The sequence below is a fragment of the Blautia sp. DFI.6.71 genome (genome assembly GCF_020593585.1).
Lineage (GTDB): Bacteria > Bacillota > Clostridia > Lachnospirales > Lachnospiraceae > Blautia_A > Blautia_A wexlerae.
The window spans coordinates 41,831-67,539 of sequence record NZ_JAJDMJ010000018.1 but is presented as its reverse complement, the minus strand read 5'-3'; the positions used below and the strand labels follow the sequence as shown (position 1 = coordinate 67,539).

Here is a 25,709-nt window from a genome sequence, read left to right as displayed (position 1 = left end):
CGCACGTACGGTTTTGCGTAGGGGTATGGGGAGTAATCCCCATATCTACTAGAGAGATTCATATACGCGCATGGTAGGCTTTCACGTATCCCGCGTTAAGGGAATGAGAGATAAACTAAGGTGGTACCGCGATTTATATCGCCCTTTGCACGTATAATGCGTGTAAAGGGCGTTTTTTAATCGAATAAGCTTATAGAGCTGTGGACTGCTTTACAGCGGAGTGATCCGCAGATACTTTTATTACAGATATAGAATATCAGGAGGACATTATGAGCAAAGAACTTGCAAAAACTTACGATCCTAAGGGAATCGAAGAGCGTCTTTACACAAAATGGATGGACAATGGATATTTCCATGCAAAAGTAAATCCGGACAAGAAACCGTTTACTATTGTTATGCCGCCGCCAAACGTAACCGGACAGCTTCACATGGGACATGCGCTGGATGAAACCATGCAGGATATCCTGATCCGTTTCAAGAGAATGCAGGGCTATGAAGCATTATGGCAGCCGGGAACTGACCATGCAGCTATCGCTACAGAGGTTAAGGTTATCGACAAGCTGAAAAAAGAAGGTATCGACAAACACGATATCGGCCGTGAGGAATTCTTAAAACATGCGTGGGCATGGAAAGAGGAGTACGGCGGAAAGATCATCAATCAGTTAAAGAAACTGGGTGCTTCCGCAGACTGGGAGAGAGAACGTTTCACAATGGATGAGGGATGTTCCAAAGCAGTACAGGAAGTATTTATCAAATTATATGAAAAAGGCTATATCTACAAAGGTTCCAGAATCATCAACTGGTGTCCTGTATGCCAGACTTCCATCTCTGATGCAGAGGTTGAGCATGAGGATCAGGACGGATTTTTCTGGCACATTAATTACCCGATCGTAGGGGAAGAGGGACGTTTCGTAGAGATTGCAACTACACGTCCGGAAACCCTGCTGGGTGATACTGCTGTTGCCGTAAATCCGGAAGATGAGCGCTACAAAGATCTCATCGGCAAGATGCTGAAGCTTCCTCTCACAGACAGAGAGATTCCGGTGATCGCCGATGAATATGTAGACAAAGAATTCGGAACAGGATGTGTAAAGATCACACCTGCCCATGACCCTAACGACTTTGAGGTTGGACGCCGTCACAATCTGGAAGAGATCAACATTATGAATGACGATGCGACCATCAACGAGCTTGGTGGAAAATACGCTGGTATGGACCGTTACGAAGCACGTAAGGCAATGGTAGCAGATCTGGAAGAACTTGGACTTCTGGTAAAAGTAGTTCCTCACAACCACAGCGTTGGAACTCATGACCGCTGCGGCACAACGGTAGAGCCTATGATCAAGCCACAGTGGTTTGTAAAGATGGACGAGATGGCAAAGGCAGCGATCAAAGCTCTGGATGACGGAGATCTGAAATTTGTTCCGTCCCGTTTTGACAAGACTTACCTTCACTGGCTTGAGAATATCCGCGACTGGTGTATTTCCAGACAGTTATGGTGGGGACACAGAATTCCGGCTTATTACTGTGATGAGTGCGGTGAAGTAGTAGTTGCAAGAGAAATGCCTGAGAAATGCCCGAAATGCGGATGTATACATCTTCATCAGGATGAGGATACACTGGATACCTGGTTCAGTTCTGCATTATGGCCATTCTCCACACTTGGCTGGCCGGAGAAAACACCGGAACTGGAATATTTCTATCCGACAGATGTACTTGTTACAGGATATGACATTATCTTCTTCTGGGTTATCCGTATGGTATTCTCTGCTCTGGAGCAGACTGATCAGGTTCCGTTCCATCATGTACTGATCCATGGTCTGGTACGTGACTCCCAGGGACGTAAGATGAGTAAGTCTCTGGGAAACGGTATCGATCCTCTGGAAGTTATTGATAAATACGGCGCAGATGCTCTTCGTCTTACTCTGATGACAGGTAATGCACCTGGAAATGATATGCGTTTCTACTGGGAAAAGGTAGAAGCAAGCCGTAACTTCGCAAATAAGATCTGGAATGCTTCCCGTTTCATCATGATGAACCTGGAAGGCAAGACAGTGACAGAGCCGGAGAACTTAAATGATCTCTGTGCAGAGGATAAATGGATTCTGTCTCACTTAAATACAGTGATCCGCGAAGCTACAGAGAACATGGAAAAATATGAACTTGGTATTGCAGTACAGAAGGTTTATGACTTCCTGTGGGATGAACTCTGCGACTGGTATATTGAGATGGCTAAGGTTCGTCTGTGGAAGGCAGAGGAAGATCCGAAGGCAGCAAATGATGCACTCTGGACATTAAGAACAGCGCTGACAGAAGGCCTGAAGCTTCTTCATCCGTATATGCCGTTTATCACAGAGGAAATCTACTGCACACTTCTTCCTGAAGAAGAGTCTATTATGATCTCCGAATGGCCTGTATACAGAGAAGAGAGAAACTTCCCGGATGCTGAGAAAGCAATCGAGGGCTTCAAAGAGGTTGTAAGAGGTATCCGTAATACCAGAACAGAGATGAATGTTCCGAATAACCGCAAGACAAGCCTGCATATTGTGGCAAAGGATGCTGAAACAGCAGCAATGTATGAGAACAGCAAGAAATCCTTTGTAAATCTTGCATTTGCAAAAGAGATTCTGGTACAGACAGACAAGAACGGAATCAGTGAAGATGCAGTTTCAGTAGTTGTTTCCAATGCGGTTGTATATATGCCGTTGGAAGACCTGATCGACAAAGATAAAGAGATTGAACGTCTTACAAAAGAAACAGAACGTCTCACAAAAGAGATCGCAAGATGTGAAGGTATGCTGAATAATCCGAACTTCGTAAACAAGGCACCTGCTGCCAAGGTGGATGCGGAGAAAGACAAACTTGCGAAATATAAAGAAATGATGGATAAGGTTAAAGGACAGTTAGAGCAGCTTAAGAAATAAGGGAGTGTTTAGATGAAATTGTATAAGATTTGTAACAAAATCTCCCTTTTACTCCATGTACTTGCCAGCGCAGCGGGATATTTTGTTATGGAGGCAATCTGCCGTCACTCGTTTATAGAAGCCTGGAATTATATGACACAGAGACCTCTGGTTTTTGCATATAATGCGGCATTCATTTTTACCTCGTCACTAATTGTTTATCTGTTTCACAGGAGAGTGTTCTGGAGAATCCTTGTGACATTGTTTTGGCTGATACTGGCCATTATCAATGGTGTTCTCCTGCTCAACCGTGTTACACCGTTTACAGGACCGGATTTGCATCTGATCACAGATGCAATGAAGATTGCCAACAAATATCTGCCTGTTGCAGGCGTTGTGGCAGTCTGCATCCTGTTTGGGATTCTTGTTATTTTACTGCTGATGCTGCTTATTAAAGGACCGAAGTATCAGAAAAAGATTAAATATCGCTACAATATTCCTCTGATCCTGCTGGCTGTTGCTCTTTTTGCAGGAAGTACACAGCTTGCACTGGAGAAGAGGGTACTTTCCAATTACTTTGGAAATATTGCTTTTGCATATGAGGATTATGGATATCCTTACTGTCTGGCAACTACGATTTTTAATACGGGAATCAGCTGTCCGAGAGATTATTCTGAGAAAGAAATCAAAAGAATTGAGAAGACGGAAAAGAATCTTCCGGAAACGCAGGAAGAAAAGCGGCCGAATATTCTGTTTTTGCAGTTAGAATCATTCTTTGATCCTACGCTGGTTAATTACCTGGATATTTCAGAAGACCCGATTCCGACCTTCCGTAAGCTGATGAAGGAATATTCTTCAGGATATTATAAGGTTCCGTCTGTCGGTGCAGGTACTGCCAATACGGAATTTGAATCCATTACAGGAATGAGTATGCATTATTTTGGACCTGGGGAATATCCTTATAAGAGTATTCTGAGAGAGACTACCTGTGAGAGTGCACCTTATGTACTGAAGAATCTGGGCTATACCACCCATGCGGTTCATAATAATGAGGCAAACTTCTATGGAAGAAGATCTATTTTCCCGAATCTCGGATTTGATACTTTTACTTCTGAAGAGTACATGGCAAGAGAGAACGAGAAGAATCCAAATGGCTGGGTAAAGGATGAGGTTCTGACAGATGAAATCCTGAAATGTTTGGATTCTACTGAGGGGCCGGATTATGTATATACTATTTCCGTACAGGGACATGGCGCATATCCGGATGAGCAGATTCTGGAGGATCCTGAGATCACAGTTTCCGGTGCGCCGACTGAGGAAGAGAATAATAAATGGGAATATTACGTAAATGAGATCCATGAGATGGATAATTTTGTAAAAGAGCTGACAGATAAGCTGGCAGATTATCCTGAGGATGTGGTCCTTGTTATGTACGGTGACCACCTTCCGACTATGGGATTGACTGTGGAGGACCTGAAGAACAAGTATCTGTTCCAGACAGAGTATGTGATGTGGGATAACTTCGGACTTAAGAAAAAGAATGAAAATCTTGCAGCATACCAGATGGCGGCAGAGGTTATGGATCGTGTGGGAATCCATGAGGGAACTGTTTTCCGCTATCATCAGGCAAGAAGAAATACCAGAAATTATCAGGTGGATCTGGAAACCCTGCAGTATGACCTCCTTTATGGAAAGAGATATTCCTACGGGGAAAGCGGCGAAAGTCCTTATCTGCGTACCAGAATGCGTATGGGAATCTATGATGTGACTCTGGATTCCATTCAATGTATCTCTGAGGCAGATCATACATATTACATTAAGGGAACGGAATTTACGCCGTCCAGTGAAATCAAGCTGAACGGAGAATGGTATGATACGGTCTATATCAATCCGACTACGTTGATGATCACAGGTACGGAGCTGAATGATTTCGACAGGCTTGCGGTGATCCAGCGAAGCAACAGTTCGACGCGAAAACCGCTGAGCAAGAGCTATGACCGGTCCTGCTATGCACTTTATTCAAATAATAAATGGAAATTAACAGAAAGTGCCGGTATGAATGAGAATTAATCCATAATTTTGTCGGATAAAATATTACGATTGGTACTGGACATCTTCCACCACTATTATATAATGTTAGAGTAACTAAATACATTATAGATAAGTGGTGGAATTTTTTTATGAATTACGAAGAAGCAGTTGCTTATATTGATGAAACTCCGAAATTTACAAAGAAGAACAGTCTGGATCACACAAAGGAATGTCTGAGAAGACTTGGTAATCCTCAGGATAAGTTTAAGGTGATCCATGTGGCAGGAACTAATGGAAAGGGAAGTACATGTGCGTTTCTGACCTCTGTTCTGAGAGAGGCGGGATATTCCTGCGGATTATTTACTTCTCCTCATCTGGTGGAGATCAATGAACGCTTCCAGATCAATGAGGTGAATATTGATAATGATACTTTCCTGAAGGCCTTTGAGAAAGTAAAGGTACTTGCGGATGAACTGGTTGCAGAAGGCAGCTATCATCCGACTTATTTTGAGATGCTTTTTCTGATGGGAATGGTGATCTTTGCAGATGCAGGTGTTGATTATGTGACTCTGGAAACAGGACTGGGCGGAAGAATGGATGCGACTACTGCTGTGGAGAATCCTGTTGCCTGTGTGATCACATCGATCAGTCTGGATCATATGCAGTATCTGGGAGATACAGTTGCCAAAATCGCAGGAGAAAAGGCCGGGATCATTGTGCCGGGGGTACCGGTAATCTATGACGGAAACGACCCGGATGCAGCAGAAGTGATCCGTGCCAGAGCAGAAGAACTGGGAAGCCCTGCTTATGAAGTGAAGAGATCAGATACAGAAGTGCTCAGAAATACTTCGGCGGGAATTGATTTTGCATTTCGGAATGAGTATTATAAGGATATGGTTTTCTCCATTCCGTTTATTGCAAAGTATCAGGTGATGAACAGTGCACTTGCATTAAAGACGATTGAGGTTCTGCAGAATGTGATTTCTGTATCTATGGATCAGATCCATGTGGGAATTGCCGGAACACGCTGGCAGGGAAGAATGGAAACAGTGCTTCCGGGTGTGATCGTGGACGGTGCTCACAATGAGGACGGGGTAGAGAAATTTGTAGAGACAGCAGAACATTTTCAAAAAGAATGTCCGCTGACTTTACTTTTTTCAGCAGTAGATGACAAAGATTATACAGATATGATACATACGATCTGCAGCAGGATCACGTTCCGTCATGTGGTAGTAACCTCTGTTGGCGGATATCGCAAGGTTCCTGCTGAGAGATTTGCAAAGCTTTTTACAGAAGCAGGTGCTTCTTCTGTGGAAGTAGTGGAGGATGTTGAGAAAGCCTTTGGTAGAGCACTGGAAGTAAAGGGGGATGACGGAATGCTCTTCTGCGTGGGTTCCCTGTATCTTGTCGGTGAGATTAAAGATGTGATCAGGAGAAATAAGAAATGATAGATTATGAAGAGGAACTGAAGAAATTTGAACCTTGTCTGGATGTGGCAGATGCGGAGGGTGCGATTTATGAGAGAGAACTGACGGATATCCTGGATATTCTTCAGGAAGTTCTCCGCGAAGCCAAGAGTGGCAGACGGGTAAAATAAGGAGATACACATGAATTGTATGAATTGTGGCGCATTTCTGGTGGACAAAGATCTGGATTACTGCCCGAAATGTGGATGTAATGTGCTGATCCAGAAAAAGGTAGATTACCTTTCCAGACAGTATTACAACCGGGGGCTTGAGAAAGCCAGTGTCCGCGATCTTTCAGGGGCGATTGACTGTCTGAAGCAGAGTCTTATTTATAATAAGCATAACATTCAGGCGAGAAATCTTCTTGGACTGGTATATTTTGAGACAGGGGAGGTGGTTGCCGCACTCAGTGAATGGGTGATCAGTAAGAATCTTCAGCCATCCAGAAATCTGGCATCAGAATATATTAACAAGCTGCAGGCGAACTCCAATAAGCTTGAGGCGATCAATGAAACGATCAGAAAGTATAATGATGCCTTAAATCTGTGCAGGGAAGGTCATGAGGATATGGCTGCGATCAGGCTGAAGAAGATTCTCATACAGAATCCAAAACTGATCAAAGGTTACCATCTTCTGGCACTTGTGCAGATGAAAGAGGGGGAATATAACAAGGCAAGAAAGACGTTAAGGAAAGCCGCGCGGATTGATAAAACAAATACAACAACCCTTCGTTTTTTGAGAGAGATTGACGAACAGACAGGAGTATCTACACGTCTGGAACGTCAGAATAAAAGAAACAGGAAAGCTGTGGACAGCAGTGAGAATGATATGGCAATCCAGATTCCTCAGTATAAAGAAAAAGGAAGGATTCCGCTGTTTTTTACACTGGTTGCCGGATTTTGTGCAGGATTGCTGGCGTTTTATCTTCTGGCTGTTCCTGCCATACGTCAGGGAATCTACAGGGAAGCGAATCAGCAGATTATGAAATACAGTGATGCAGTGTCCAGTCAGGGAGCTGAGCTGACCAAGGCACAGAGTCAGGCTCAGGAATCTGGAGACACAGTTGAGGCGGCCTCCAAACAGATAGAGGAAGAGAAGAAAAAAAGCAGCAGTTATGAGGCTCTGATCGAGGCGTACTCAGCATTGCAGCAACAGAATACAGATGAAGCGGCATTGAAGATACAGAATGTTTATGCGGATTTGCTGCCTGCGGATCTGAAAGGAATTTACAATACGATCTGTAACACTACAGGTACGACCGGGATCGAAGGAACTACAGATGCGAAAGTCACAGACGGAACCGGCAGTGCTGACAGCGCAGAGGGAGATGCTTCTTCAGATTCAGCGGAAGATGGAAGTTATGACGATGGTTCCTATGACAGTGGGGAATATGATGATGGTTCTTACGATAATTCTGATGGTGATTCGGCAGATGATGGAAGTTACGACACCGGTGATTATGACGATTCCGGATACTGATACCGGGTTTTCATTTTGATGTGGCAGAAGACATGAAGTATTATAAGAAGATGTAAAGATACAAAAGAGATGCATGGAAGTCATGTGTCTCTTTTTTTACCGAATCAAGTAGGAGGCTGCGAAAAGCAATAAACAGTTATTTGATGTAGAGCTACACTGCAAAGTGGATTGCGAACATTCGCCTGACAAAAAGTGAGGAGGGATATGATGGAGAACAGATTTGAAATACAGGGAAATTCCCTGATCATTCATTTACCGAAAGAGGTAGATCATATGGTGACAGACGAGATACGCAGAGATTCAGATGATATTATACGGAAAAAATATATACGAACAATCACATTTGATTTTTCAGGAACAGCGTTTATGGACAGTTCAGGGATAGGGCTGATCATGGGGAGATACCGGATGATGGGGATGCGCGGTGACTGTATACAGGCTACAGGAGTAAATTCCTATATTGAAAAGTTGCTGCATCTGTCAGGGGTATATAAATTTGTCGAAATCTGTGGGGAAGTCTAAAGAGAGGGGGAAGAAAACTATTATGGAAAATACCAATGAAATGAAAATTATTTTTGACAGCAGACCTGAGAATGAGGGGCTGGCAAGAGTTGCGGCGGCAGCTTTCTGCACACAGCTGAATCCTACTCTGGAGGAAGTGGCAGATCTGAAAACTGCTGTGTCAGAGGCTGTGACAAACTGTATTATTCATGCTTATGAAGGCCAGGTGCAGAAGATAGAGATTTTCTGCAGAAGGGAAGGGCAGAAATTATGGGTTGATGTGATCGATAAGGGAGTGGGGATCAGAGACGTTGCAAAAGCTATGGAGCCTCTTTTTACAACAAAGCCGGAGAAGGATCGTTCCGGGATGGGATTTACATTTATGGAAGCGTTTATGGATGAGGTAACAGTAGAATCACAGGTGGGATATGGAACAGTTGTCCATATGAAAAAGACGATCGGGAGGTAGGAATGGACCATACTCTTGCTCTGATCATGAAGTCACAACAGGGAGATAAAGAAGCAAGAGATACTGTATTTAAAGAAAACGCAGGACTTGTGTACAGCATGGCGAAAAGATTTGCCGGGCGCAGTGTGGAAATGGAAGATATCGTGCAGATAGGAAGCATTGGGCTGCTGAAAGCCATAGATCGTTTTGATATTTCGTACGATGTGAAGTTTTCAACTTATGCTGTTCCCATGATCATAGGTGAAATCAGACGCTATCTGAGGGATGACGGGATGCTTAAGGTGAGCAGAAACCTGAAAGAGAACTGTGCCAGAATTTATTCTGCGAGAGAAGCACTGGAAAAAGAACTGGGACGTGAACCGATACTGGAGGAAGTTGCGAAAGCGACAGAACTTTCAGTAGATGAAGTGGTGATGTCGATGGAATCAGGAGCTGAAGTGGAATCTTTGCACAAAATTATCTATCAGGGAGATGGAAATGATATTTCGCTTATGGACAGGCTCCAGGAAAAAGAAAATGGACAGGATGCAGCACTGAACAGGATTTTTCTGGATGAAATCCTGAAAAAACTGGATGCAAGAGAACGTCAGCTGATCGGTATGAGATATTTTAAGGATATGACGCAGACAGAGATTGCGGCAGAGATGGGAATTTCCCAGGTCCAAGTGTCAAGGATGGAAAAGCGGATTCTGAAGGAACTTAAAAAGCAGGTATAAGCAGATGGGAGTAATTAACTCACCGCTTGTAGAAGGTGGAGTATTCTCTGAAGAGGTAAATAAAAAAGAGGTTACTGTGAACGGAGTGAACAGTAACAAAAAGAGTGTGCGGATTACTATAATATTGCACACTCTTTTTGCTATAATATCTTTATTGTTATATATCGTAAGTTATACAGTTCTCTGTGATCTGAAGATCACATTTTTGTATTTCAGAAGGGCTGTCTGAAGAATCAGTCCTACTACACCACAGGAAACTACTTCTCCGATACCTACGGTAAGCATCATAAGCGGAATCGGAAGATTTACTCCGTATCCGAAGTGAAGTACGAATGGCACGATGACTGCATTGGAAACAATCGGCGGGATCGGCGCAAGAAAACGGTTGCAGCTGCGGAGTCTGTAAGTAAATACTGCTCCGATCAGTGTTGCGATGCTTCCGAAAATAATGTCTACAGGAATGGCACCGCCAAAGAGATTGGCAATGATACATCCCACAAATAACCCCGGAATCGCAGCCGGTGTAAAGAATGGCAGGATGGTCAGTGCTTCCGAAAAGCGAATCTGAATTTCGCCATAGCTGAGTGGTGCGAATAAAAGAGTCAGAACCACATAAATGGCTCCGATCACTGCTGCTTCTGCCAGAAACTGAGTACCTTTGTTTTTCATATTTGATTATCTCCTTTAGTATTTGTTTTACGAGTGGAAGGTTTCGAACACTCGGCTATCGAAGTATATCACTTTTCGGAAGTACGGTCAATGTCTTTGATAAGAGTTTTATTAACATTTTCCTCGTACAGACGCATCTGTATCTGCATAGGTGTTGGATCATCTGTTATTTTCATATGACCGAAATGATTGAAGAAGAAAAGTACCCCAAGTCCGATTCCTATGGAATAAGTGATCTCAAGAACAGTAAAATGACCGGAAGTCTGTCCTGTGACCTGGGTATAGATCTGCGAGAAGAGACCACCGACATCTACATCGTTATTAAATGTCATGATAGAGAAACCTGCACCGAAAAAGGCGGCAAGACCGACGAAAATAATCTTGCACCACTGCCAGACAAGCCCGGAACCGGGTTTGTTTTTAAAAGTGATGATAAAGTCGGCTTCTCCAATATTATTGATTTCAAGGTCCGGTTCTTTTTTTTTGATTTCGGAGATCAGATCCATGACAGACATTACATAACGTCCTGGTTTATTCGGGTCAAGATTTATAACCGGCATCACCCGGAGCCGATTCAGGATTTTACTGTTGCTGCAGGAAAGTTTTGCAATGTCCTGAAGATAAATGTGTGGATGGTTTATCTGGATATTCTGATCTAACTGTAAATAGAGAGTATCACTCATGGTATGTTATCCTTTCATTTTGGGCTTGAAGATCAGGCTTGCAAGATAAGAGAAGATCAAAGCTGCGGAGACTCCCACCGCGCAGGCGGTAAAGCCTCCCATAAAGAGTCCGATCAGTCCGTTTTTGTCAATGGATTCTTTCATTCCTTTCCACAGGATATTGCCAAAACCAAGCAGGGGAACAGAAGCGCCTGCTCCGGCAAATTCTGCAAATGGCTGATAGATTCCGACAGCGCTTAAAACAGAGCCTGTACATACCAGAAGTACCATGATCCGTCCGGGCATAAGCTTTGTCCTGTCCAGAAGAATCTGTACCAGGGCACAGATCAGTCCGCCTGTCCAGAATGCATTAAAATAGTCCATGTATTTTTCCTCCTGAAAAAATTTCTGTATCTACATCATATCCGGAACCCTGTACTGTTCTATTACAACAGCGTGTGCGATACCGGGAATTGGATCCCCCTCGTTGAAGCTTACCTTTGACAGAAGGGCACCTGTGGGAACAAAGAGAATCCTTTTCCATTTTTTCTGTATTATACCCGGAAGAATATAGCCTGCCAGAACAGAGGCGGCACATCCACATCCACTGCCGCCGGAATGTGTATCCTGAGTCTGAGGATCATAGATCAGCATACCGCAGTCCTGATGGACAGATGAGATATCAAATCCTTTTTCTGTGAGAAGGTCGAACAGGATTGTCTGTCCTACCATGCCCAGGTCACCGGTGAAGATGGCATCATAATCGGATGGTTTTCGGTGAAAATCCTGAAGATTTCGGGCTATGGTGTCGCAGGCAGCAGGAGCCATGCAAGCTCCCATATTGAGGGAATCCCTGAACCCAAAGTCAATCAGTCTTCCGGTGGTGATTCCTGTTATAACTGCACAGATATTGCGGTTACGGAGTGTGTTTAGTGTTTTGTTGTCCGGGCGTGGTGGCGGTTCATATCCAAGTATACAGGCTCCGGCACCGGTGACTGTCCAGGTAGCAGATAAGGGCCTTTGATTTCCATATCCCAGGGGAAAACGAAATTCTTTTTCTGCGCTGGCAAAGTGGCTGGAAGTTGCACAGAGGATATATTTTCCGTACCCGCCGTCGATACACATTGAACCAAGGGAAAGAGATTCTCCCATAGTGGAGCATGCTCCGAAAAGACCGTAAAAAGGAATTTTCAGATCAGCGGTTCCGAAAGAAGAGGCTGATGTCTGAGCCAGCAGGTCGCCTGCAAAAAGAAGCTGTATATCAGAACAGGTGAGGCCGTTTTTTTTGATTGCCAGCAGAGCGGCCTGTTTTTGCAGAGTGCTTTCTGCAGCTTCCCAGGTATCTGTTCCAAACATGGGATCTTCACATATGGTATCAAAGTATGCGCCCAATGGCCCTTCCCCTTCTTTCCGGCTGACAACAGAAGCACAGCTCTGAACAAAGACAGGATTTTGAAATGAAATGCTGGATGTACCGCAGGTCATTTGTCTGTTCATAGGAAACCTCCTTGTATAATTGTATGATTCTTATGCAAAAACACCTCTCAGGATATGGATGCTGAATAGTTACGGGATCATTGTAAAAAGATAATAAATCACACCGAGAATCCATGAACTCAGGATTCCATAAAGAATTACGGGTCCTGCGATCGTAAATATTTTGCATCCGATGCCGAATACCTGTCCTTCTGCCTTATATTCGATCGCAGAGGAAGCTACGGAATTGGCAAAACCGGTGATCGGGACAAGGCTTCCGGCACCGCCGAATCTGCCGATTTTGGAATAAAGATTACATCCTGTGAGGATCACACTGAAAAGGATCAGGATAAGGGAACACCAGGAGCCGGCGGTATCTTTGTCCAGCCCAAGGTTATCTGCGTAATTTAAGATGACCTGTCCAACAACACAGATGACTCCGCCTGTGAAAAATGCTTTGCACATATTCAGTGGCAGGCTGTGGACAGGAGTGACTGCTTTTACGTATTCTTCATATTGTTTCTGTTTTTTCTGACTGAGATTATTGTCTGACATAATATAAAACCTTTCTGATTGAAAATCCGGAATTTTGGCACACCAGGTTACTGAGAACGGAGTAAAGAGTAATCGATTGCTGCTTTTTTGGCACTGATGTTAAAGATTAGCTGGAAATTATGGCAGCCATCCGTTATAATAGTAAATCAGTGCCCCGACAGTTTTGCCGGCGGCTATGCACAGGATTGTAAAAGAAAGACCTCTCTGGAATCTGCTTCTTCTGGCAAAGATAGGGAAAATATCTGCCATCTCTGCCAGGGCCATGATCCATCCACCAAGGAAAATCCCTGAAAAGAGCCCGTACAGAATCAGAAACGGGGTGCCGAACCGGATATTCCAGTGAAAAAGAAAGAACAGGTTTCCAAGTTCGGTTCCCCAGAATGTGATGTCTTCGTACAGCAATATATGATCTGCTGTGTGGGTAATTCCTGCATATCTGGGAATAATAGAAAGGCCGATCATAAGACCGGTTAGTCCTCCGGCAATAATAAAACCGGAACATAGTCCTGTAAATCCGAGAAAAATCTGCTCTAACATAAGTGCCTCCGATCCTGCCGACAACAAAAGAAGTTTTCGGGTAACTGTCCGGCAGTCTGTTATTGTGAAGCACCGGACAGATATATCTGTGATATGTATTATGGCAGAAATATAAAAATATATACACTGTCATTCATTTGTTGCTGAGAACAGAGTGAACAGTAATTCTGGTAATATATCCGGCAGCAAAAGAATGTATGAATAACTGTACTTTTGGACAGAGAGATAGTATAATGTTACTGTTCACACACCGCTATCCCGCGAGGTATTTTTGCATGAATGTGCCAAAATCCTGAGACATACAAGCCAAAATTCTATTGCCGCAGGCAATCTGGAATGAATTTTGGTTAAGTTACTGAGAACGGAGTGAACAGTAACAGTATAATGACTGTATTATCTGACACTCTAGTACATCGTTTTCGAAATAACTATACCACTCACTTGTCTGCGAATCCGATTGCACAGGTCTAAAAGCCTCAGCGTAGCCCGCTACGCCTGCGTTTTTATACCAGCACACTCGAATCCGCATCCTACGCGATTGGTATAGTTATTTACGAAACGATGTACTAGGAACTGATCGGAAAATTCGACAGAATGAAAACGTCAAAAGAAACATAACAAATCATAATAAATATAGAAAGATTGAGGAATGAAATCTGTGAATCAGAATATAATAGAGAAATTTAATGATCTGCTGGGAGAAGAGAAAGTGAAAGTGGATGAACCCATGAAACGTCATACCACATTTCGGATTGGTGGTCCGGCAGATTACTTTTTGCTTCCGTCTTCTGAGGAAGAACTGAGCGGGATTCTGAAGATATGCAAAAATGAAGAACTGCCATATTTCATTCTTGGAAATGGAAGTAATCTTCTGGTAAGCGATGAAGGATACAGGGGTGTCATTATTCAGCTTTACAGAAATTATGGTGATATTACAGTAAAAGGAAATGAAATCCATGCAACAGCAGGAGCTCTGCTGTCACAGATCGCGGCGGCAGCCAAAAATGCGTCGCTGACAGGATTTGAGTTCGCCGGAGGAATTCCCGGCACATTAGGCGGTGCAGTTGTCATGAATGCAGGTGCCTATGGCGGTGAAATGAAAGATGTGCTGAAAGAAGTCACTGTTATGACAGCTGCAGGAGAAATTCTCGTACTTCCGGCAGAGAAGCTGGAAATGGGATATCGCACAAGTCTTGTGAAAACAAAAGGATATCTGGTGTTGAGCGCAGTGATCGTTCTTGAACAGGGGAATCAGGAAGCCATAAAAGCAAGAATGAAAGAACTGACAGAACAGAGAGTAAGCAAACAGCCTCTTGAATTTCCAAGTGCGGGAAGCACATTCAAACGTCCTGAAGGGTATTTTGCCGGAAAGCTGATCATGGATGCAGGGCTGAGAGGATACCAGACAGGCGGTGCACAGGTTTCCGAGAAGCACTGTGGGTTTGTGATCAATAAAGATAATGCAACTGCAGCAGATGTGTGCAGACTGATCAGAGATGTACAGGATAAAGTAAAAGAACAGTTTGGCGTAACTCTTGAACCGGAAGTGAAATTTCTTGGGAAATTTTGATCTGACTGAATCGAAAAAGTACTGTGACCAAAGACCAATGAGCAACAGATGAGATTAAGAAGTGACGGGAGATAGAAAATGCGTTTTGTAATAGTTACAGGAGTATCGGGAGCAGGAAAAACATCTGCATTGAAAATGTTGGAGGATGCGAAGTATTTTTGTGTAGACAATCTGCCGATCCCTTTACTGGAGAAATTTGCATCACTGATGCCTGAGATACATGGAGAAGATGTGCAGAATGTTGCTCTGGGGATCGATGCAAGAAGCGGGCGTTCTCTGGATGAGCTGGAGATTGTACTGGACAGAATGAAAAAGGCAGGGTATGATTTTGAAATCCTGTTTCTGGATGCGCAGGACAGTGTTCTGGTCAAACGTTATAAAGAAACCCGCAGAAGTCATCCTCTTGCAATGGGGGGAAGAGTGGATGATGGAATCCGGATGGAAAGAGAGAAGATGCGTTTTCTGAAAGAGCGTGCGGATTATATCATTGATACCAGCAATCTTCTGACAAGAGAACTGAAACAGGAGATCGACAGGATATTTGTAGATAATCAGGATTTCTGCAATATGATGATTTCTGTACTGTCATTTGGATTTAAATATGGAATACCGGCAGATGCGGATCTCGTGTTTGACGTGCGTTTCCTGCCGAATCCATACTATGTGGACGAACTCAGACCGCTGACAGGGCTGGATGACAGGGTTTTTAATTATGTAATGGATTGTGATATAGCCAGGGCATTTGCGGATAAACTGGAAGATATGATCAATTTCCTTATTCCGAATTATGTGAAAGAGGGAAAGACAAATCTGGTGATCGCAATTGGATGTACAGGCGGCAAGCATCGTTCCGTCACGCTGGCAAGAGAACTTTATTCCAGATTGTCTGGAAATACAAAATACGGATTCAGGCTGGAACACAGAGATGCACAGAAAGACCGACTGGTCAGAAAACAGGAGGGATGATAAAGGAGAGATGTCTTTTTCAGGGATGGTGAAGGAAGAACTTTCCAGACAGATTGGATTGGCCAGACATTGCAAAATGGCAGAACTGGCTGCGATTTTATGTTCCTGTGGGAAAATGGAATGTTTTTCAGGGGACAGTAAACTGAAAATCCAGACGGAAAATGAAGCAGTTGCAAGAAAGTGCTTTACATTATTGCAAAAAACATTTAATATAGAAACAAAGATATTTGTACGTGAGAACAGTCACCTGAAACGGGTGAAGGTATATACAATAGAAATAACTGATCCCGAAGAAATCCAGGTAATTTTTCAGGCACTGCGGCTTGTCACGAACAGTATCGACCAGGGTACGCTTGTATTGTCGGATATGCTGGTGGTACAGCAGAATTGTTGCAAACGGGCGTTTATCAGGGGAGCTTTTTTAGCATCCGGTTCAATCAGTGATCCTGAGAAGGGGTATCATTTTGAGATTGTATGTTCTGATGCAAAAAGAGCAGAGCAGCTACAGACGATCATCCGCAGTTTTTCGGTAGATGCCAAAATCGTACAGCGTAAGAAATCACATGTGGTCTATGTGAAAGAAGGTGCGCAGATTGTTGACATGCTTGCTGTTATGGAAGCTAATGTGGCATTGATGGACCTGGAGAACATCCGCATACTGAAGGAAATGAGAAATTCAGTAAACAGAAAAGTAAACTGTGAAACTGCGAATATTAATAAAACCGTAAATGCAGCCGTCAAGCAGATGGAGGATATTAAGCTGGTCCGGCAGAAAATAGGATTTGAGCAGCTTAATGAAGGACTTGCACAGGTTGCTGAACTTCGGATGCAGTATCCGGAAGCTACACTAAAAGAATTAGGAATGATGTTAAGCCCGCAGGTGGGCAAATCGGGAGTCAATCACAGACTGAGAAAGCTGAGTGCAATGGCTGACGAACTGCGGGAAAAACAAGGAGGAGAATTATTATGATCAAAAAACCAATCACCATCAATTTATCCACAGGTCTGGAAGCGCGTCCGGTGGCACAGTTGGTACAGGTGGCTAGTCAGTTCAACAGTGAGATTTATGTAGAGATTGGAAAGAAGCGCGTGAATGCAAAGAGCATTATGGGTATGATGACGCTTGGGCTTGATGCAGGGGAAGAAATTACTTTATCTGCAAATGGTGAGGATGAGGAAGCTGCTATGGCAGGTATTGAGCAGTACTTAAGTAATCAGTGATCAAATAGTATTCAGGATAGAACACATCCGGAAGGGAAGACCGCTTTTCGGATGTGTTTTGTCGTGTATACGACAGCAATGTTACTGTGAACAAAGTGAACAGTAACACAGCAATCAATTTCATTGCCATAACAATAACATTAGATTGACCATAAAGATAAAACAGGGTATAATGAGCGAAAAGAGTAGAAATGAGGAGCGTAACAAATGTCAAAATTTCTGAAATTTATTGTACATTTTATAGTGATATGCACCATTGTCTGTGTTGTCGGGCTGGCAGTTCCGCCGTTTTTGGGAATTACGACAGAGATTATGGATGATTCTGGTAAAGAAACGAATCTGCCCATGGGATCGGTTACTTATGCAATTCCGGTAAAGATCAAAGAGGCAGCGGTTGGTGATTCTATTCTGTATCAGACTGATTCTAAAGCATACCGTTATATGATTACGGAAATGGATAAAAAGAATCATATTTTTAAGGTGATAGATTCCAGTGACAAAGATGCAGAACCTGTTGCCGTTGAGGTGAAGGATTACATACCGAAGGTTGTGATCACAGTAGGATATGCAGGATATCTCCTTCTTGCAACAGAAAGCATAGAGGGACTTATTATTCTCGGACTTGCCGTCCTTTTCCTGGTAATTCTGTATATAGTTGCGGAACTTCTGAAAAAAGAACCGCAGGATGATTATGATGAAACAGATACAGAACCCGGATATGTTAAGAGCAAGAAGGAACTTAAGAGAGAAGAGAAGGCAAGAGAGAAGCGTTATAAAGAAGAGGAACGCCAGATTAAGAAAGAGGAAAGGGCACGCAGGAAAGGAAAGGCTCCGGAACGAAAGAAAATTAAAACAGGCGGTTTTGTGGATGAAATCTATGAAGATGAGTTGGAACCTGTGAAGCCTGCGCAGCCGGAAACAATTCAGACTGCGACAAGCGAAGCCCATGAACTTCTCAGAAAAGAGATTGCAGCAGCTACGGCGGATGTACCGGTAAAGCAGGAAGAATCTGTACAGACAAAACCGGATGCAGGTGATATACATATGGAGCCTGTTTCCGGAAAGACAGAAGTGATCGTGCCTCAGGTAAAAGAGCAGCTGAAACAGATGATGAATGCTTCGGACAGAAAACCGGTAGAAGCAGAGGAAACAGAAGGAAACGCACAGGAAGAAATCAGGCGTATGGTAATTCCGACATGGTCGGCAGCACAGATTGCCGAGACAGCCAGAAGTCAGGGCGATGCGCCGGATATTGTGAGAGACGATGTTACAAAGGTTACATTATTTGATTATTCCGATATCATTGCGGATGAGAAGCCGGTCTATCCGCAGAAACAGACTGCTGAAGAATAAAATAAGAGATTGAAAAAATATGACGATGAAAAGAACGTGTTTCTTCCTATATATATAATATAGAAGGAACACGTTCTTTTTACTGCAGACAATCCGATCTCCATCATATCGTGAAGTCCTGCGTCAGCAGACCTGCAGATATCGGCCTTGTCGTTCACTATTCCGTAATGTTTCTATATAATAAAGCCATTAGTGTGTCGACAAGTTGATTCTTTTTTGTTTCGACATACAAGCCCAAATTCAATAAAATAATTGTACGGAATCAAGTACAAAAAAATATCAAAAAAAGTGAAAAAAACACTTGCATTTTTCTGAGAGGTCGTGTATACTCTCAATTGTTGTGACATTGATAGCAATGAAGCGCGAGGTTGCTGCCACCGAGATGGCAGGTTTTCCGTGGAGCGAATGTCAAGTTTGAAAACTGACGACAAGTCACTGTACAAGTTCAGAAGACCATCCAGGGATGGCGTGTGTGGTAAAAAATCGAAAGACACACACGGAGATGTGTACAGTCGCCGCTTGTCGTACTGCTTGAAAAGTACGAATAGGAGGAGACTTTTTTTATGGCAAATCAGGTAATGAGAATCACATTAAAGGCTTATGATCATCAGTTAGTAGATGCATCAGCAGCAAAAATCATCGAGACTGTTAAAAAGAACGGAGCAATGGTAAGCGGACCGGTTCCACTTCCAACTAAGAAAGAGGTTGTTACAATCTTAAGAGCCGTTCATAAATACAAAGATTCCAGAGAACAGTTCGAACAGAGAACTCATAAGAGACTGATCGATATCCTTACACCAACACAGAAGACAGTAGATGCTCTGTCAAGACTGGAAATGCCAGCAGGTGTTAACATCGATATCAAGATGAAGACTAAATAATTAGTCATCAACCCCAATTTGATAATGCTCTAAGCATTAAGCTATTTACTATATGATTGCCGGTAATCGGTAATCCGCTATAAGGAGGAAGAAAGAATGAAGAAAGCTATTTTAGCTACTAAAGTCGGAATGACTCAGATCTTCAATGAAGACGGCCAGTTGATTCCGGTAACAGTTTTACAGGCTGGTCCTTGTGTCGTAACTCAGGTTAAGACAGAAGAGAACGATGGATACGAAGCAGTTCAGGTTGGATTCGGAGACATCAGAGAAAGCCTTGTTAACAAACCGGAAAAAGGACACTTTGACAAAGCTGGCGTTGCAGTAAAGAGATTCGTTAAAGAGTTCAGATTTGATAACGCTGCTGAATATACAGTAGGACAGGAAATTAAAGCTGATATCTTTGCAGACGGCGATCACATTGATGCAACAGCTGTTTCCAAAGGTAAAGGTTTCCAGGGTGCGATCAAGAGACATGGTCAGTCAAGAGGACCTATGGCTCACGGTTCCAAATACCACCGTCATGCAGGTTCCAATGGTGCTTGTTCTGATCCGAGCAAGGTATTCAAAGGAAAACACATGCCAGGTCATATGGGAAATGTTCAGGTTACTGTACAGAACCTTGAGATCGTACGCGTAGATACAGAAAATAACTTACTGTTAGTTAAAGGTGCTGTTCCAGGACCTAAGAAATCTTTGGTTACTATCAAAGAGACAGTAAAGTCCTTATAATAAGAAAGGAGGAGCACACAAATGGCAAACGTAACTGTTTATAATATGGAAGGCAACGAAGTTGGAACAATGGAACTGAATGATGCAGTATTCGGCGTAGAAGTCAATGAGCATCTTGTTCACCTTGCTGTTGTTCGTCAGCTTGCAAATAATCGCCAGGGTACTCAGAAAGCTAAAACACGTTCTGAAGTAAGCGGCGGCGGAAGAAAACCGTGGAGACAGAAAGGAACAGGTCATGCTAGACAGGGTTCCATCCGTGCACCACAGTGGACTGGCGGCGGTGTTGTATTCGCTCCGGTACCAAGAGATTATGAAGTAAAAATGAACAAGAAAGAAAGAAGAGCTGCTTTAAAATCTGCTCTGACTTCCAAAGTTCAGGACAATAAATTAGTAGTTGTTGATGCTCTTACATTAGCAGATGTTAAGACAAAGGAAATGCAGAAAGTTCTTACAAACCTGAAAGCTGAGAAAGCTCTGGTTATCACAGCAACAGATGACAAGAACGTAATCCTTTCCGCAAGAAACATCACTGATGTTCAGACTGCAACTCCAAGTACTATCAACGTATACGATGTTATGAACCACAACACCGTAATCGTAACCAAAGATGCTGTAGCATCCATCGAGGAGGTATATGCATAATGGCTGATATCAAGTACTATGACGTAATCAAGAAACCAGTGATTACAGAAAAATCTATGAATGCAATGGCTGAAAAGAAATACACTTTCTTAGTTCATCCGGAAGCAAATAAATCTCAGATTAAAGAAGCTGTAGAGAAAATGTTCGAAGGAACAAAAGTAAAGAGCGTTAACACCATGAATATGGATGGAAAGAAAAAACGCCGTGGTATGACAGTTGGAACAACTGCTAAAACCAAAAAAGCTATCGTAGCTCTGACAGAAGACAGCAAAGATATCGAAATCTTCGAAGGACTTTAATTGATAGCCCATGCGGTACGAGTGCCACTTCGGAAGCTTTGCTTCTTATGAATCTTCGGCACTCTGATTATCGCGAGTATACGCATTCAAAAGCGTGAGGACAAATTTGAAAGGAGAACAAAAATGGGAATCAAAAGTTATAACCCATATACACCGTCTAGAAGACATATGACTGGTTCCGATTTCTCAGAGATTACAAAATCTACACCAGAGAAATCTCTTACCGTGTCTTTAAAGAAAAACGCTGGACGTAACAACCAGGGTAAGATTACAGTTAGACACCGCGGAGGCGGAAGCAGAAGAAAATACAGAATCATCGACTTCAAGAGAAGAAAAGATGGAATCCCTGCAACAGTAGTTTCCATCGAGTATGATCCAAACAGAACAGCAAACATCGCTTTAATCTCTTATGTAGATGGCGAGAAAGCATATATCCTTGCACCGGAAGGCTTAAAAGTAGGTCAGAAAGTTATGAACGGAGCTGATGCAGAAGTTCGTGTTGGTAACTGCTTACCATTAGAGCTTATCCCGGTTGGTACTATGGTACACAACATTGAGCTTCATCCTGGAAAGGGCGGACAGATGGTTCGTTCTGCTGGAAACGGCGCTCAGTTAATGGCTAAAGAAGGCAAATACGCGACTCTGCGTCTGCCATCTGGTGAAATGAGAATGGTTCCGATCGTATGCCGCGCATCTGTAGGCGTTGTCGGAAACGGAGATCACAACCTGATTAACATCGGTAAAGCCGGACGTAAACGTAACATGGGTATCAGACCTACTGTTCGTGGTTCCGTAATGAACCCGAATGACCATCCACATGGTGGTGGTGAAGGTAAGACCGGTATCGGTCGTCCAGGTCCATGTACTCCATGGGGAAAACCTGCTCTTGGTCTGAAGACAAGAAAGAAAAACAAACCGTCCAACAAGCTCATCGTAAGAAGACGCGATGGAAAAGCATTATCGAAATAATAAGGAGGATTAAGCATGTCTCGTTCACTGAAAAAAGGACCTTTTGCAGATGCCAGCTTACTTAAAAAAGTAGACGCATTAAACGCTGCAAATGACAAATCCGTTATCAAAACCTGGTCACGCCGTTCTACAATCTTCCCGTCCTTCGTAGGACACACAATCGCTGTCCATGACGGAAGAAAACACGTGCCGGTATATGTAACAGAAGATATGGTTGGCCACAAACTCGGTGAGTTCGTTGCAACCAGAACTTACAGAGGACACGGAAAAGACGAAAAGAAATCCAGTGTTCGCTAGTATTTGACTTTATATTCTGTCTGCTGCCCACAAGACAGCGGACAGGTTAACCTGATATTGAGAGAAAGAGGAAAGGAGGCACTTTAAAATGGCAAAGGGACATAGAAGCCAGATAAAAAGAGCCAGAAATGAGAGTAATAGAGAGACAAGACCGTCTGCAAAATTATCTTATGCAAGAATTTCTGTTCAGAAAGCCTGCTACGTGTTAGATGTAATCCGCGGTAAAGATGTGCAGACAGCACTTGGTATCTTAACATACAACCCAAGATACGCTTCCAGCGTTATCAAGAAACTTCTTGAGTCAGCAATTGCAAATGCTGAAAACAATAATGGAATGAATGCAGACAACCTCTACGTTGCAGCCTGCTATGCAGATAAAGGACCTACAATGAAGAGAATTCAGCCAAGAGCACAGGGTAGAGCTTACAGAATCGAGAAGAGAACAAGCCATATCACCATCGTGCTGGATGAAAGATAAGGAGGAAAAGCATGGGACAGAAAGTTAACCCACATGGCCTTAGAGTCGGTGTTATCAAGGATTGGGATTCAAGATGGTATGCTGATGCAGACTTCGCTGATTACCTGGTAGAAGACTACAACATCAGAACATTCCTTAAAAAGAAATTATACAGCGCAGGTGTTTCCAAGATTGAGATCGAGAGAGCATCTGACAGAGTTAAGATCATCATCTACACAGCTAAACCTGGTATCGTAATCGGTAAAGGCGGAGCTGAGATCGAAAAAGTTAAAGCTGAATTAAAGAAATTCACAGACAAGAAACTTATCGTAGATATCAAAGAAGTAAAGAGACCAGACAAGGATGCTCAGTTAGTAGCAGAGAATATCGCACTTCAGCTTGAGAACCGTATCTCTTTCAGACGTGCTATGAAATCTACAATGCAGAGAACAATGAAGGCCGGAGCTAAAGGTATCAAAACATCCGTATCCGGACGTCTTGGCGGTGCTGATATGGCTCGTACAGAGTTCTACAGCGAAGGAACTATTCCGCTTCAGACACTTCGTGCAGATATTGACTATGGATTCGCAGAAGCAGACACAACATACGGCAAAGTTGGCGTAAAAGCTTGGGTCTACAATGGCGAAGTACTTCCAACAAAAGGAACTAAGGAAGGGAGCGATAAATAATGTTAATGCCAAAAAGAGTAAAACGTCGTAAACAATTCCGTGGCTCCATGAGAGGAAAAGCCCTTAGAGGTAATAAGATCAATTATGGTGAATTCGGACTTGTTGCAACCGAACCGTGTTGGATCCGTTCCAACCAGATCGAAGCAGCCCGTGTTGCTATGACTCGTTATATCAAACGTGGTGGTCAGGTTTGGATCAAGATTTTCCCAGATAAACCAGTAACAGCGAAACCAGCAGAAACACGAATGGGTTCCGGAAAAGGTGCTCTCGAATACTGGGTAGCAGTTGTTAAGCCAGGACGTGTAATGTTCGAAATCGCAGGCGTTTCCGAGGAAATCGCTCGTGAAGCATTACGTCTTGCGATGCACAAGTTACCATGTAAATGTAAAATCGTTTCTCGTGCAGACTTAGAAGGCGGTGATAACAGTGAAAATTAATAAATTCGTGGAAGATTTAAAGGCAAAATCAGCTGCAGAATTAAATGAAGAATTAGTAGCTGCTAAAAAAGAACTTTTCAATCTGAGATTTCAGAATGCAACTAATCAATTAGAGAATACAAGCCGCATTAAAGAGGTTCGCAAGAACATTGCAAGAATCCAGACAGTAATTACTGAGCAGGCTAACGCTTCCAAATAATAGGAGGAAACTATCGTGGAAAGAAATCTGAGAAAAACCCGCGTGGGTAAGGTTGTCAGCAATAAGATGGACAAGACCATTGTAGTTGCTATTGAAGACCATGTAAAACATCCTCTTTACAAAAAGATCGTGAAGAGAACATATAAATTAAAAGCTCATGACGAAAACAATGAGTGCAATATCGGTGATACCGTAAAAGTTATGGAAACCAGACCGTTATCCAAGGATAAAAGATGGAGACTGGTTGAAATCGTAGAGAAAGTTAAATAAGGAGGAAACCAGTATGATCCAGCAGGAAACTAGACTGAAAGTTGCCGACAACACTGGTGCAAAAGAAATCCTTTGTATTCGTGTTATGGGCGGCTCTACAAGAAGATATGCAAGCATTGGCGATACAATCGTTGCTACTGTTAAAGATGCAACACCAGGCGGCGTTGTTAAAAAAGGTGACGTTGTAAAAGCTGTTGTAGTTAGAACTAAAAAAGGCGCTCGTCGTAAAGACGGATCTTACATCCGTTTCGATGAAAATGCTGCCGTAATCATTAAAGACGACTTAACTCCGAGAGGAACACGTATCTTTGGACCAGTTGCCAGAGAGCTTCGTGAAAAGAAATTCATGAAGATCGTTTCCTTAGCTCCGGAAGTATTATAGGAGGGTGCCTAATGTCAGCTATGAAAATTAAAAAAGGTGATACTGTAAAAGTTATCGCTGGTAAAGATAATGGCAAAGAGGGTAAAGTCCTTGCAGTTAACGCAAAAGACAATACCGTTGTTGTTGAGAATATCAACAAAGTTACAAAACACAGCAAACCATCTGCTGCAAATCAGCAGGGCGGAATCATTACAAAAGAAGCTCCACTGCACATCTCCAACGTTATGCTGGTTGTTGATGGACAGGCTACAAGAGTAGGATTCCAGATGGACGGCGACAAAAAAGTCCGCGTTGCTAAAAAGACCGGTAAGGTTATCGATTAATTAAGAGAGGAGGCATGACAAGTGAGTAGATTAAAAGAAATGTACAAAAATGAGATCATGGATGCCATGACCAAAAAATTTGGATACAAAAATGTTATGGAAGTGCCAAAACTCGACAAGATCGTAATCAATATGGGTGTTGGTGAAGCCAAAGAAAACGCTAAGCTTCTTGATGCTGCAATCGCAGATATGGAACTTATCACAGGACAGAAAGCAATCGCTACTAAAGCTAAAAAATCTGTCGCTAACTTTAAAATCAGAGAGGGTATGCCGATCGGTTGTAAAGTTACATTAAGAGGAGAAAAAATGTACGAGTTCGCTGATCGTCTGATCAACCTTGCACTTCCTCGTGTACGTGACTTCCGTGGTGTTAACCCGAACGCATTCGATGGTCGTGGAAACTACGCTCTGGGTATCAAAGAGCAGCTGATCTTCCCGGAAGTTGAATATGACAAAGTTGACAAAGTAAGAGGTATGGACATCATCTTCGTTACTACAGCCAAGACTGATGAAGAAGCTCGTGAATTACTGACATTATTCAATATGCCGTTTGCAAAATAA

33 protein-coding genes are annotated in these 25,709 nt (G+C 43.0%); 27 read left to right on the top strand and 6 right to left on the bottom strand.

Translation table 11 applies throughout. From position 1 onward, the window contains the following. Positions 1-269 precede the first annotated feature (269 nt). The 8 genes from LJE12_RS09745 to LJE12_RS09710 all read left to right on the top strand — a co-directional run bounded on the left by LJE12_RS09745 (position 270) and on the right by LJE12_RS09710 (position 9,565). Positions 270-2,924 carry a valine--tRNA ligase gene (locus LJE12_RS09745; RefSeq protein ID WP_227226626.1) on the top strand — a complete coding sequence of 885 codons (2,655 nt, stop codon included), beginning with the start codon at positions 270-272 and terminating at the stop codon, positions 2,922-2,924. Between the two features lie 12 nt (positions 2,925-2,936). Further along, on the top strand, positions 2,937-4,973 hold the full coding sequence (locus LJE12_RS09740; RefSeq protein WP_178709849.1) for an LTA synthase family protein: 2,037 nt from the start codon (positions 2,937-2,939) through the stop codon (positions 4,971-4,973). 110 nt (positions 4,974-5,083) lie between these two features. Further along, positions 5,084-6,382 (top strand): bifunctional folylpolyglutamate synthase/dihydrofolate synthase, encoded by a 1,299-nt coding sequence (locus LJE12_RS09735; RefSeq protein ID WP_118633520.1) that lies wholly within the window; start codon positions 5,084-5,086, stop codon positions 6,380-6,382. Next, the gene (locus LJE12_RS09730) at positions 6,379-6,531 is read left to right on the top strand and encodes a hypothetical protein (RefSeq protein ID WP_008707227.1); all 153 of its coding nucleotides are present in this window, start codon (positions 6,379-6,381) and stop codon (positions 6,529-6,531) included. Before LJE12_RS09735 ends, LJE12_RS09730 begins: the two co-directional genes overlap by 4 nt. 10 nt (positions 6,532-6,541) lie before the next feature. Then, complete coding sequence (locus tag LJE12_RS09725; protein WP_055150455.1) at positions 6,542-7,879, top strand: tetratricopeptide repeat protein; 1,338 nt, start codon at positions 6,542-6,544, stop codon at positions 7,877-7,879. A 204-nt stretch (positions 7,880-8,083) separates the two neighbouring features. After that, a complete protein-coding gene (locus tag LJE12_RS09720; RefSeq protein ID WP_306441450.1) occupies positions 8,084-8,401 on the top strand; it encodes an STAS domain-containing protein in 318 nt (105 codons plus the stop codon). Positions 8,402-8,423: 22 nt separating this feature from the next. Continuing rightward, on the top strand, positions 8,424-8,849 hold the full coding sequence (gene spoIIAB / locus LJE12_RS09715) for an anti-sigma F factor (protein ID WP_020994121.1): 426 nt from the start codon (positions 8,424-8,426) through the stop codon (positions 8,847-8,849). Positions 8,850-8,851: 2 nt separating this feature from the next. Then, positions 8,852-9,565 (top strand): SigF/SigG family RNA polymerase sporulation sigma factor, encoded by a 714-nt coding sequence (locus LJE12_RS09710; protein ID WP_008707232.1) that lies wholly within the window; start codon positions 8,852-8,854, stop codon positions 9,563-9,565. Between the two features lie 171 nt (positions 9,566-9,736). Here the strand turns inward: LJE12_RS09710 and LJE12_RS09705 are convergent, their stop codons facing one another. From LJE12_RS09705 to LJE12_RS09680, 6 genes are all read right to left on the bottom strand, one after another. Next, positions 9,737-10,234: a QueT transporter family protein gene (locus tag LJE12_RS09705; protein ID WP_022381088.1), complete on the bottom strand. Its 498-nt coding sequence runs from the start codon at positions 10,232-10,234 to the stop codon at positions 9,737-9,739. Between the two features lie 68 nt (positions 10,235-10,302). Further along, a complete protein-coding gene (locus tag LJE12_RS09700; RefSeq protein ID WP_055052571.1) occupies positions 10,303-10,917 on the bottom strand; it encodes a stage V sporulation protein AA in 615 nt (204 codons plus the stop codon). 6 nt (positions 10,918-10,923) lie between these two features. Continuing rightward, positions 10,924-11,280: a SpoVA/SpoVAEb family sporulation membrane protein gene (locus LJE12_RS09695; protein WP_008707235.1), complete on the bottom strand. Its 357-nt coding sequence runs from the start codon at positions 11,278-11,280 to the stop codon at positions 10,924-10,926. A 30-nt stretch (positions 11,281-11,310) separates the two neighbouring features. Then, positions 11,311-12,393 (bottom strand): stage V sporulation protein AD, encoded by a 1,083-nt coding sequence (locus LJE12_RS09690; RefSeq protein WP_020994117.1) that lies wholly within the window; start codon positions 12,391-12,393, stop codon positions 11,311-11,313. Positions 12,394-12,462: 69 nt separating this feature from the next. Further along, positions 12,463-12,927: a SpoVA/SpoVAEb family sporulation membrane protein gene (locus tag LJE12_RS09685; RefSeq protein WP_022381085.1), complete on the bottom strand. Its 465-nt coding sequence runs from the start codon at positions 12,925-12,927 to the stop codon at positions 12,463-12,465. A 117-nt stretch (positions 12,928-13,044) separates the two neighbouring features. Further along, entirely contained in the window at positions 13,045-13,464 is a 420-nt protein-coding gene (locus LJE12_RS09680; protein WP_008707239.1) for a stage V sporulation protein AB, read from the bottom strand. 649 nt (positions 13,465-14,113) lie between these two features. On the opposite strand from LJE12_RS09680, the gene murB reads away from it, so the two are divergent. The 19 genes from murB (at position 14,114) to rplE (ending at position 25,709) form a co-directional block, all read left to right on the top strand. Then, positions 14,114-15,034, top strand: coding sequence for a UDP-N-acetylmuramate dehydrogenase (murB, locus tag LJE12_RS09675; RefSeq protein WP_173721270.1), 921 nt, complete (start codon positions 14,114-14,116; stop codon positions 15,032-15,034). 78 nt (positions 15,035-15,112) lie between these two features. Beyond that, a complete protein-coding gene (gene rapZ / locus LJE12_RS09670; RefSeq protein WP_025579633.1) occupies positions 15,113-16,000 on the top strand; it encodes an RNase adapter RapZ in 888 nt (295 codons plus the stop codon). Between the two features lie 10 nt (positions 16,001-16,010). Further along, on the top strand, positions 16,011-16,970 hold the full coding sequence (gene whiA / locus LJE12_RS09665; protein WP_025579631.1) for a DNA-binding protein WhiA: 960 nt from the start codon (positions 16,011-16,013) through the stop codon (positions 16,968-16,970). After that, positions 16,967-17,221 (top strand): HPr family phosphocarrier protein, encoded by a 255-nt coding sequence (locus tag LJE12_RS09660; RefSeq protein ID WP_008707243.1) that lies wholly within the window; start codon positions 16,967-16,969, stop codon positions 17,219-17,221. Before whiA ends, LJE12_RS09660 begins: the two co-directional genes overlap by 4 nt. 207 nt (positions 17,222-17,428) lie before the next feature. Continuing rightward, positions 17,429-18,574, top strand: a complete 1,146-nt coding sequence (locus LJE12_RS09655; RefSeq protein WP_008707244.1) for a hypothetical protein — start codon at positions 17,429-17,431, stop codon at positions 18,572-18,574. A gap of 563 nt (positions 18,575-19,137) precedes the next feature. Continuing rightward, positions 19,138-19,455: a 30S ribosomal protein S10 gene (rpsJ, locus tag LJE12_RS09650; protein ID WP_008707245.1), complete on the top strand. Its 318-nt coding sequence runs from the start codon at positions 19,138-19,140 to the stop codon at positions 19,453-19,455. Between the two features lie 96 nt (positions 19,456-19,551). Next, entirely contained in the window at positions 19,552-20,184 is a 633-nt protein-coding gene (rplC, locus tag LJE12_RS09645) for a 50S ribosomal protein L3 (protein WP_008707247.1), read from the top strand. A gap of 21 nt (positions 20,185-20,205) precedes the next feature. Then, positions 20,206-20,826 (top strand): 50S ribosomal protein L4, encoded by a 621-nt coding sequence (gene rplD, locus LJE12_RS09640; RefSeq protein WP_008707249.1) that lies wholly within the window; start codon positions 20,206-20,208, stop codon positions 20,824-20,826. Next, entirely contained in the window at positions 20,826-21,125 is a 300-nt protein-coding gene (rplW, locus tag LJE12_RS09635) for a 50S ribosomal protein L23 (RefSeq protein ID WP_008707251.1), read from the top strand. Before rplD ends, rplW begins: the two co-directional genes overlap by 1 nt. A gap of 123 nt (positions 21,126-21,248) precedes the next feature. After that, entirely contained in the window at positions 21,249-22,094 is an 846-nt protein-coding gene (gene rplB, locus LJE12_RS09630; protein WP_008707253.1) for a 50S ribosomal protein L2, read from the top strand. Positions 22,095-22,109: 15 nt separating this feature from the next. Then, positions 22,110-22,391 carry a 30S ribosomal protein S19 gene (gene rpsS / locus LJE12_RS09625; protein ID WP_227226625.1) on the top strand — a complete coding sequence of 94 codons (282 nt, stop codon included), beginning with the start codon at positions 22,110-22,112 and terminating at the stop codon, positions 22,389-22,391. An 88-nt stretch (positions 22,392-22,479) separates the two neighbouring features. After that, positions 22,480-22,869, top strand: coding sequence for a 50S ribosomal protein L22 (rplV, locus tag LJE12_RS09620; RefSeq protein WP_008707257.1), 390 nt, complete (start codon positions 22,480-22,482; stop codon positions 22,867-22,869). 11 nt (positions 22,870-22,880) lie between these two features. Next, entirely contained in the window at positions 22,881-23,537 is a 657-nt protein-coding gene (rpsC, locus tag LJE12_RS09615; protein ID WP_008707259.1) for a 30S ribosomal protein S3, read from the top strand. Beyond that, positions 23,537-23,974, top strand: a complete 438-nt coding sequence (gene rplP, locus LJE12_RS09610; RefSeq protein WP_008707261.1) for a 50S ribosomal protein L16 — start codon at positions 23,537-23,539, stop codon at positions 23,972-23,974. Before rpsC ends, rplP begins: the two co-directional genes overlap by 1 nt. Beyond that, positions 23,964-24,173 carry a 50S ribosomal protein L29 gene (rpmC, locus tag LJE12_RS09605; RefSeq protein ID WP_020994114.1) on the top strand — a complete coding sequence of 70 codons (210 nt, stop codon included), beginning with the start codon at positions 23,964-23,966 and terminating at the stop codon, positions 24,171-24,173. The genes rplP and rpmC overlap by 11 nt, the downstream gene beginning before the upstream one ends. A gap of 15 nt (positions 24,174-24,188) precedes the next feature. Then, a complete protein-coding gene (rpsQ, locus tag LJE12_RS09600) occupies positions 24,189-24,443 on the top strand; it encodes a 30S ribosomal protein S17 (RefSeq protein ID WP_008707264.1) in 255 nt (84 codons plus the stop codon). 13 nt (positions 24,444-24,456) lie between these two features. After that, positions 24,457-24,825: a 50S ribosomal protein L14 gene (rplN, locus tag LJE12_RS09595; RefSeq protein ID WP_008707265.1), complete on the top strand. Its 369-nt coding sequence runs from the start codon at positions 24,457-24,459 to the stop codon at positions 24,823-24,825. 11 nt (positions 24,826-24,836) lie between these two features. After that, positions 24,837-25,148, top strand: a complete 312-nt coding sequence (gene rplX, locus LJE12_RS09590; protein ID WP_008707266.1) for a 50S ribosomal protein L24 — start codon at positions 24,837-24,839, stop codon at positions 25,146-25,148. A 21-nt stretch (positions 25,149-25,169) separates the two neighbouring features. Further along, a complete protein-coding gene (rplE, locus tag LJE12_RS09585; protein WP_008707267.1) occupies positions 25,170-25,709 on the top strand; it encodes a 50S ribosomal protein L5 in 540 nt (179 codons plus the stop codon).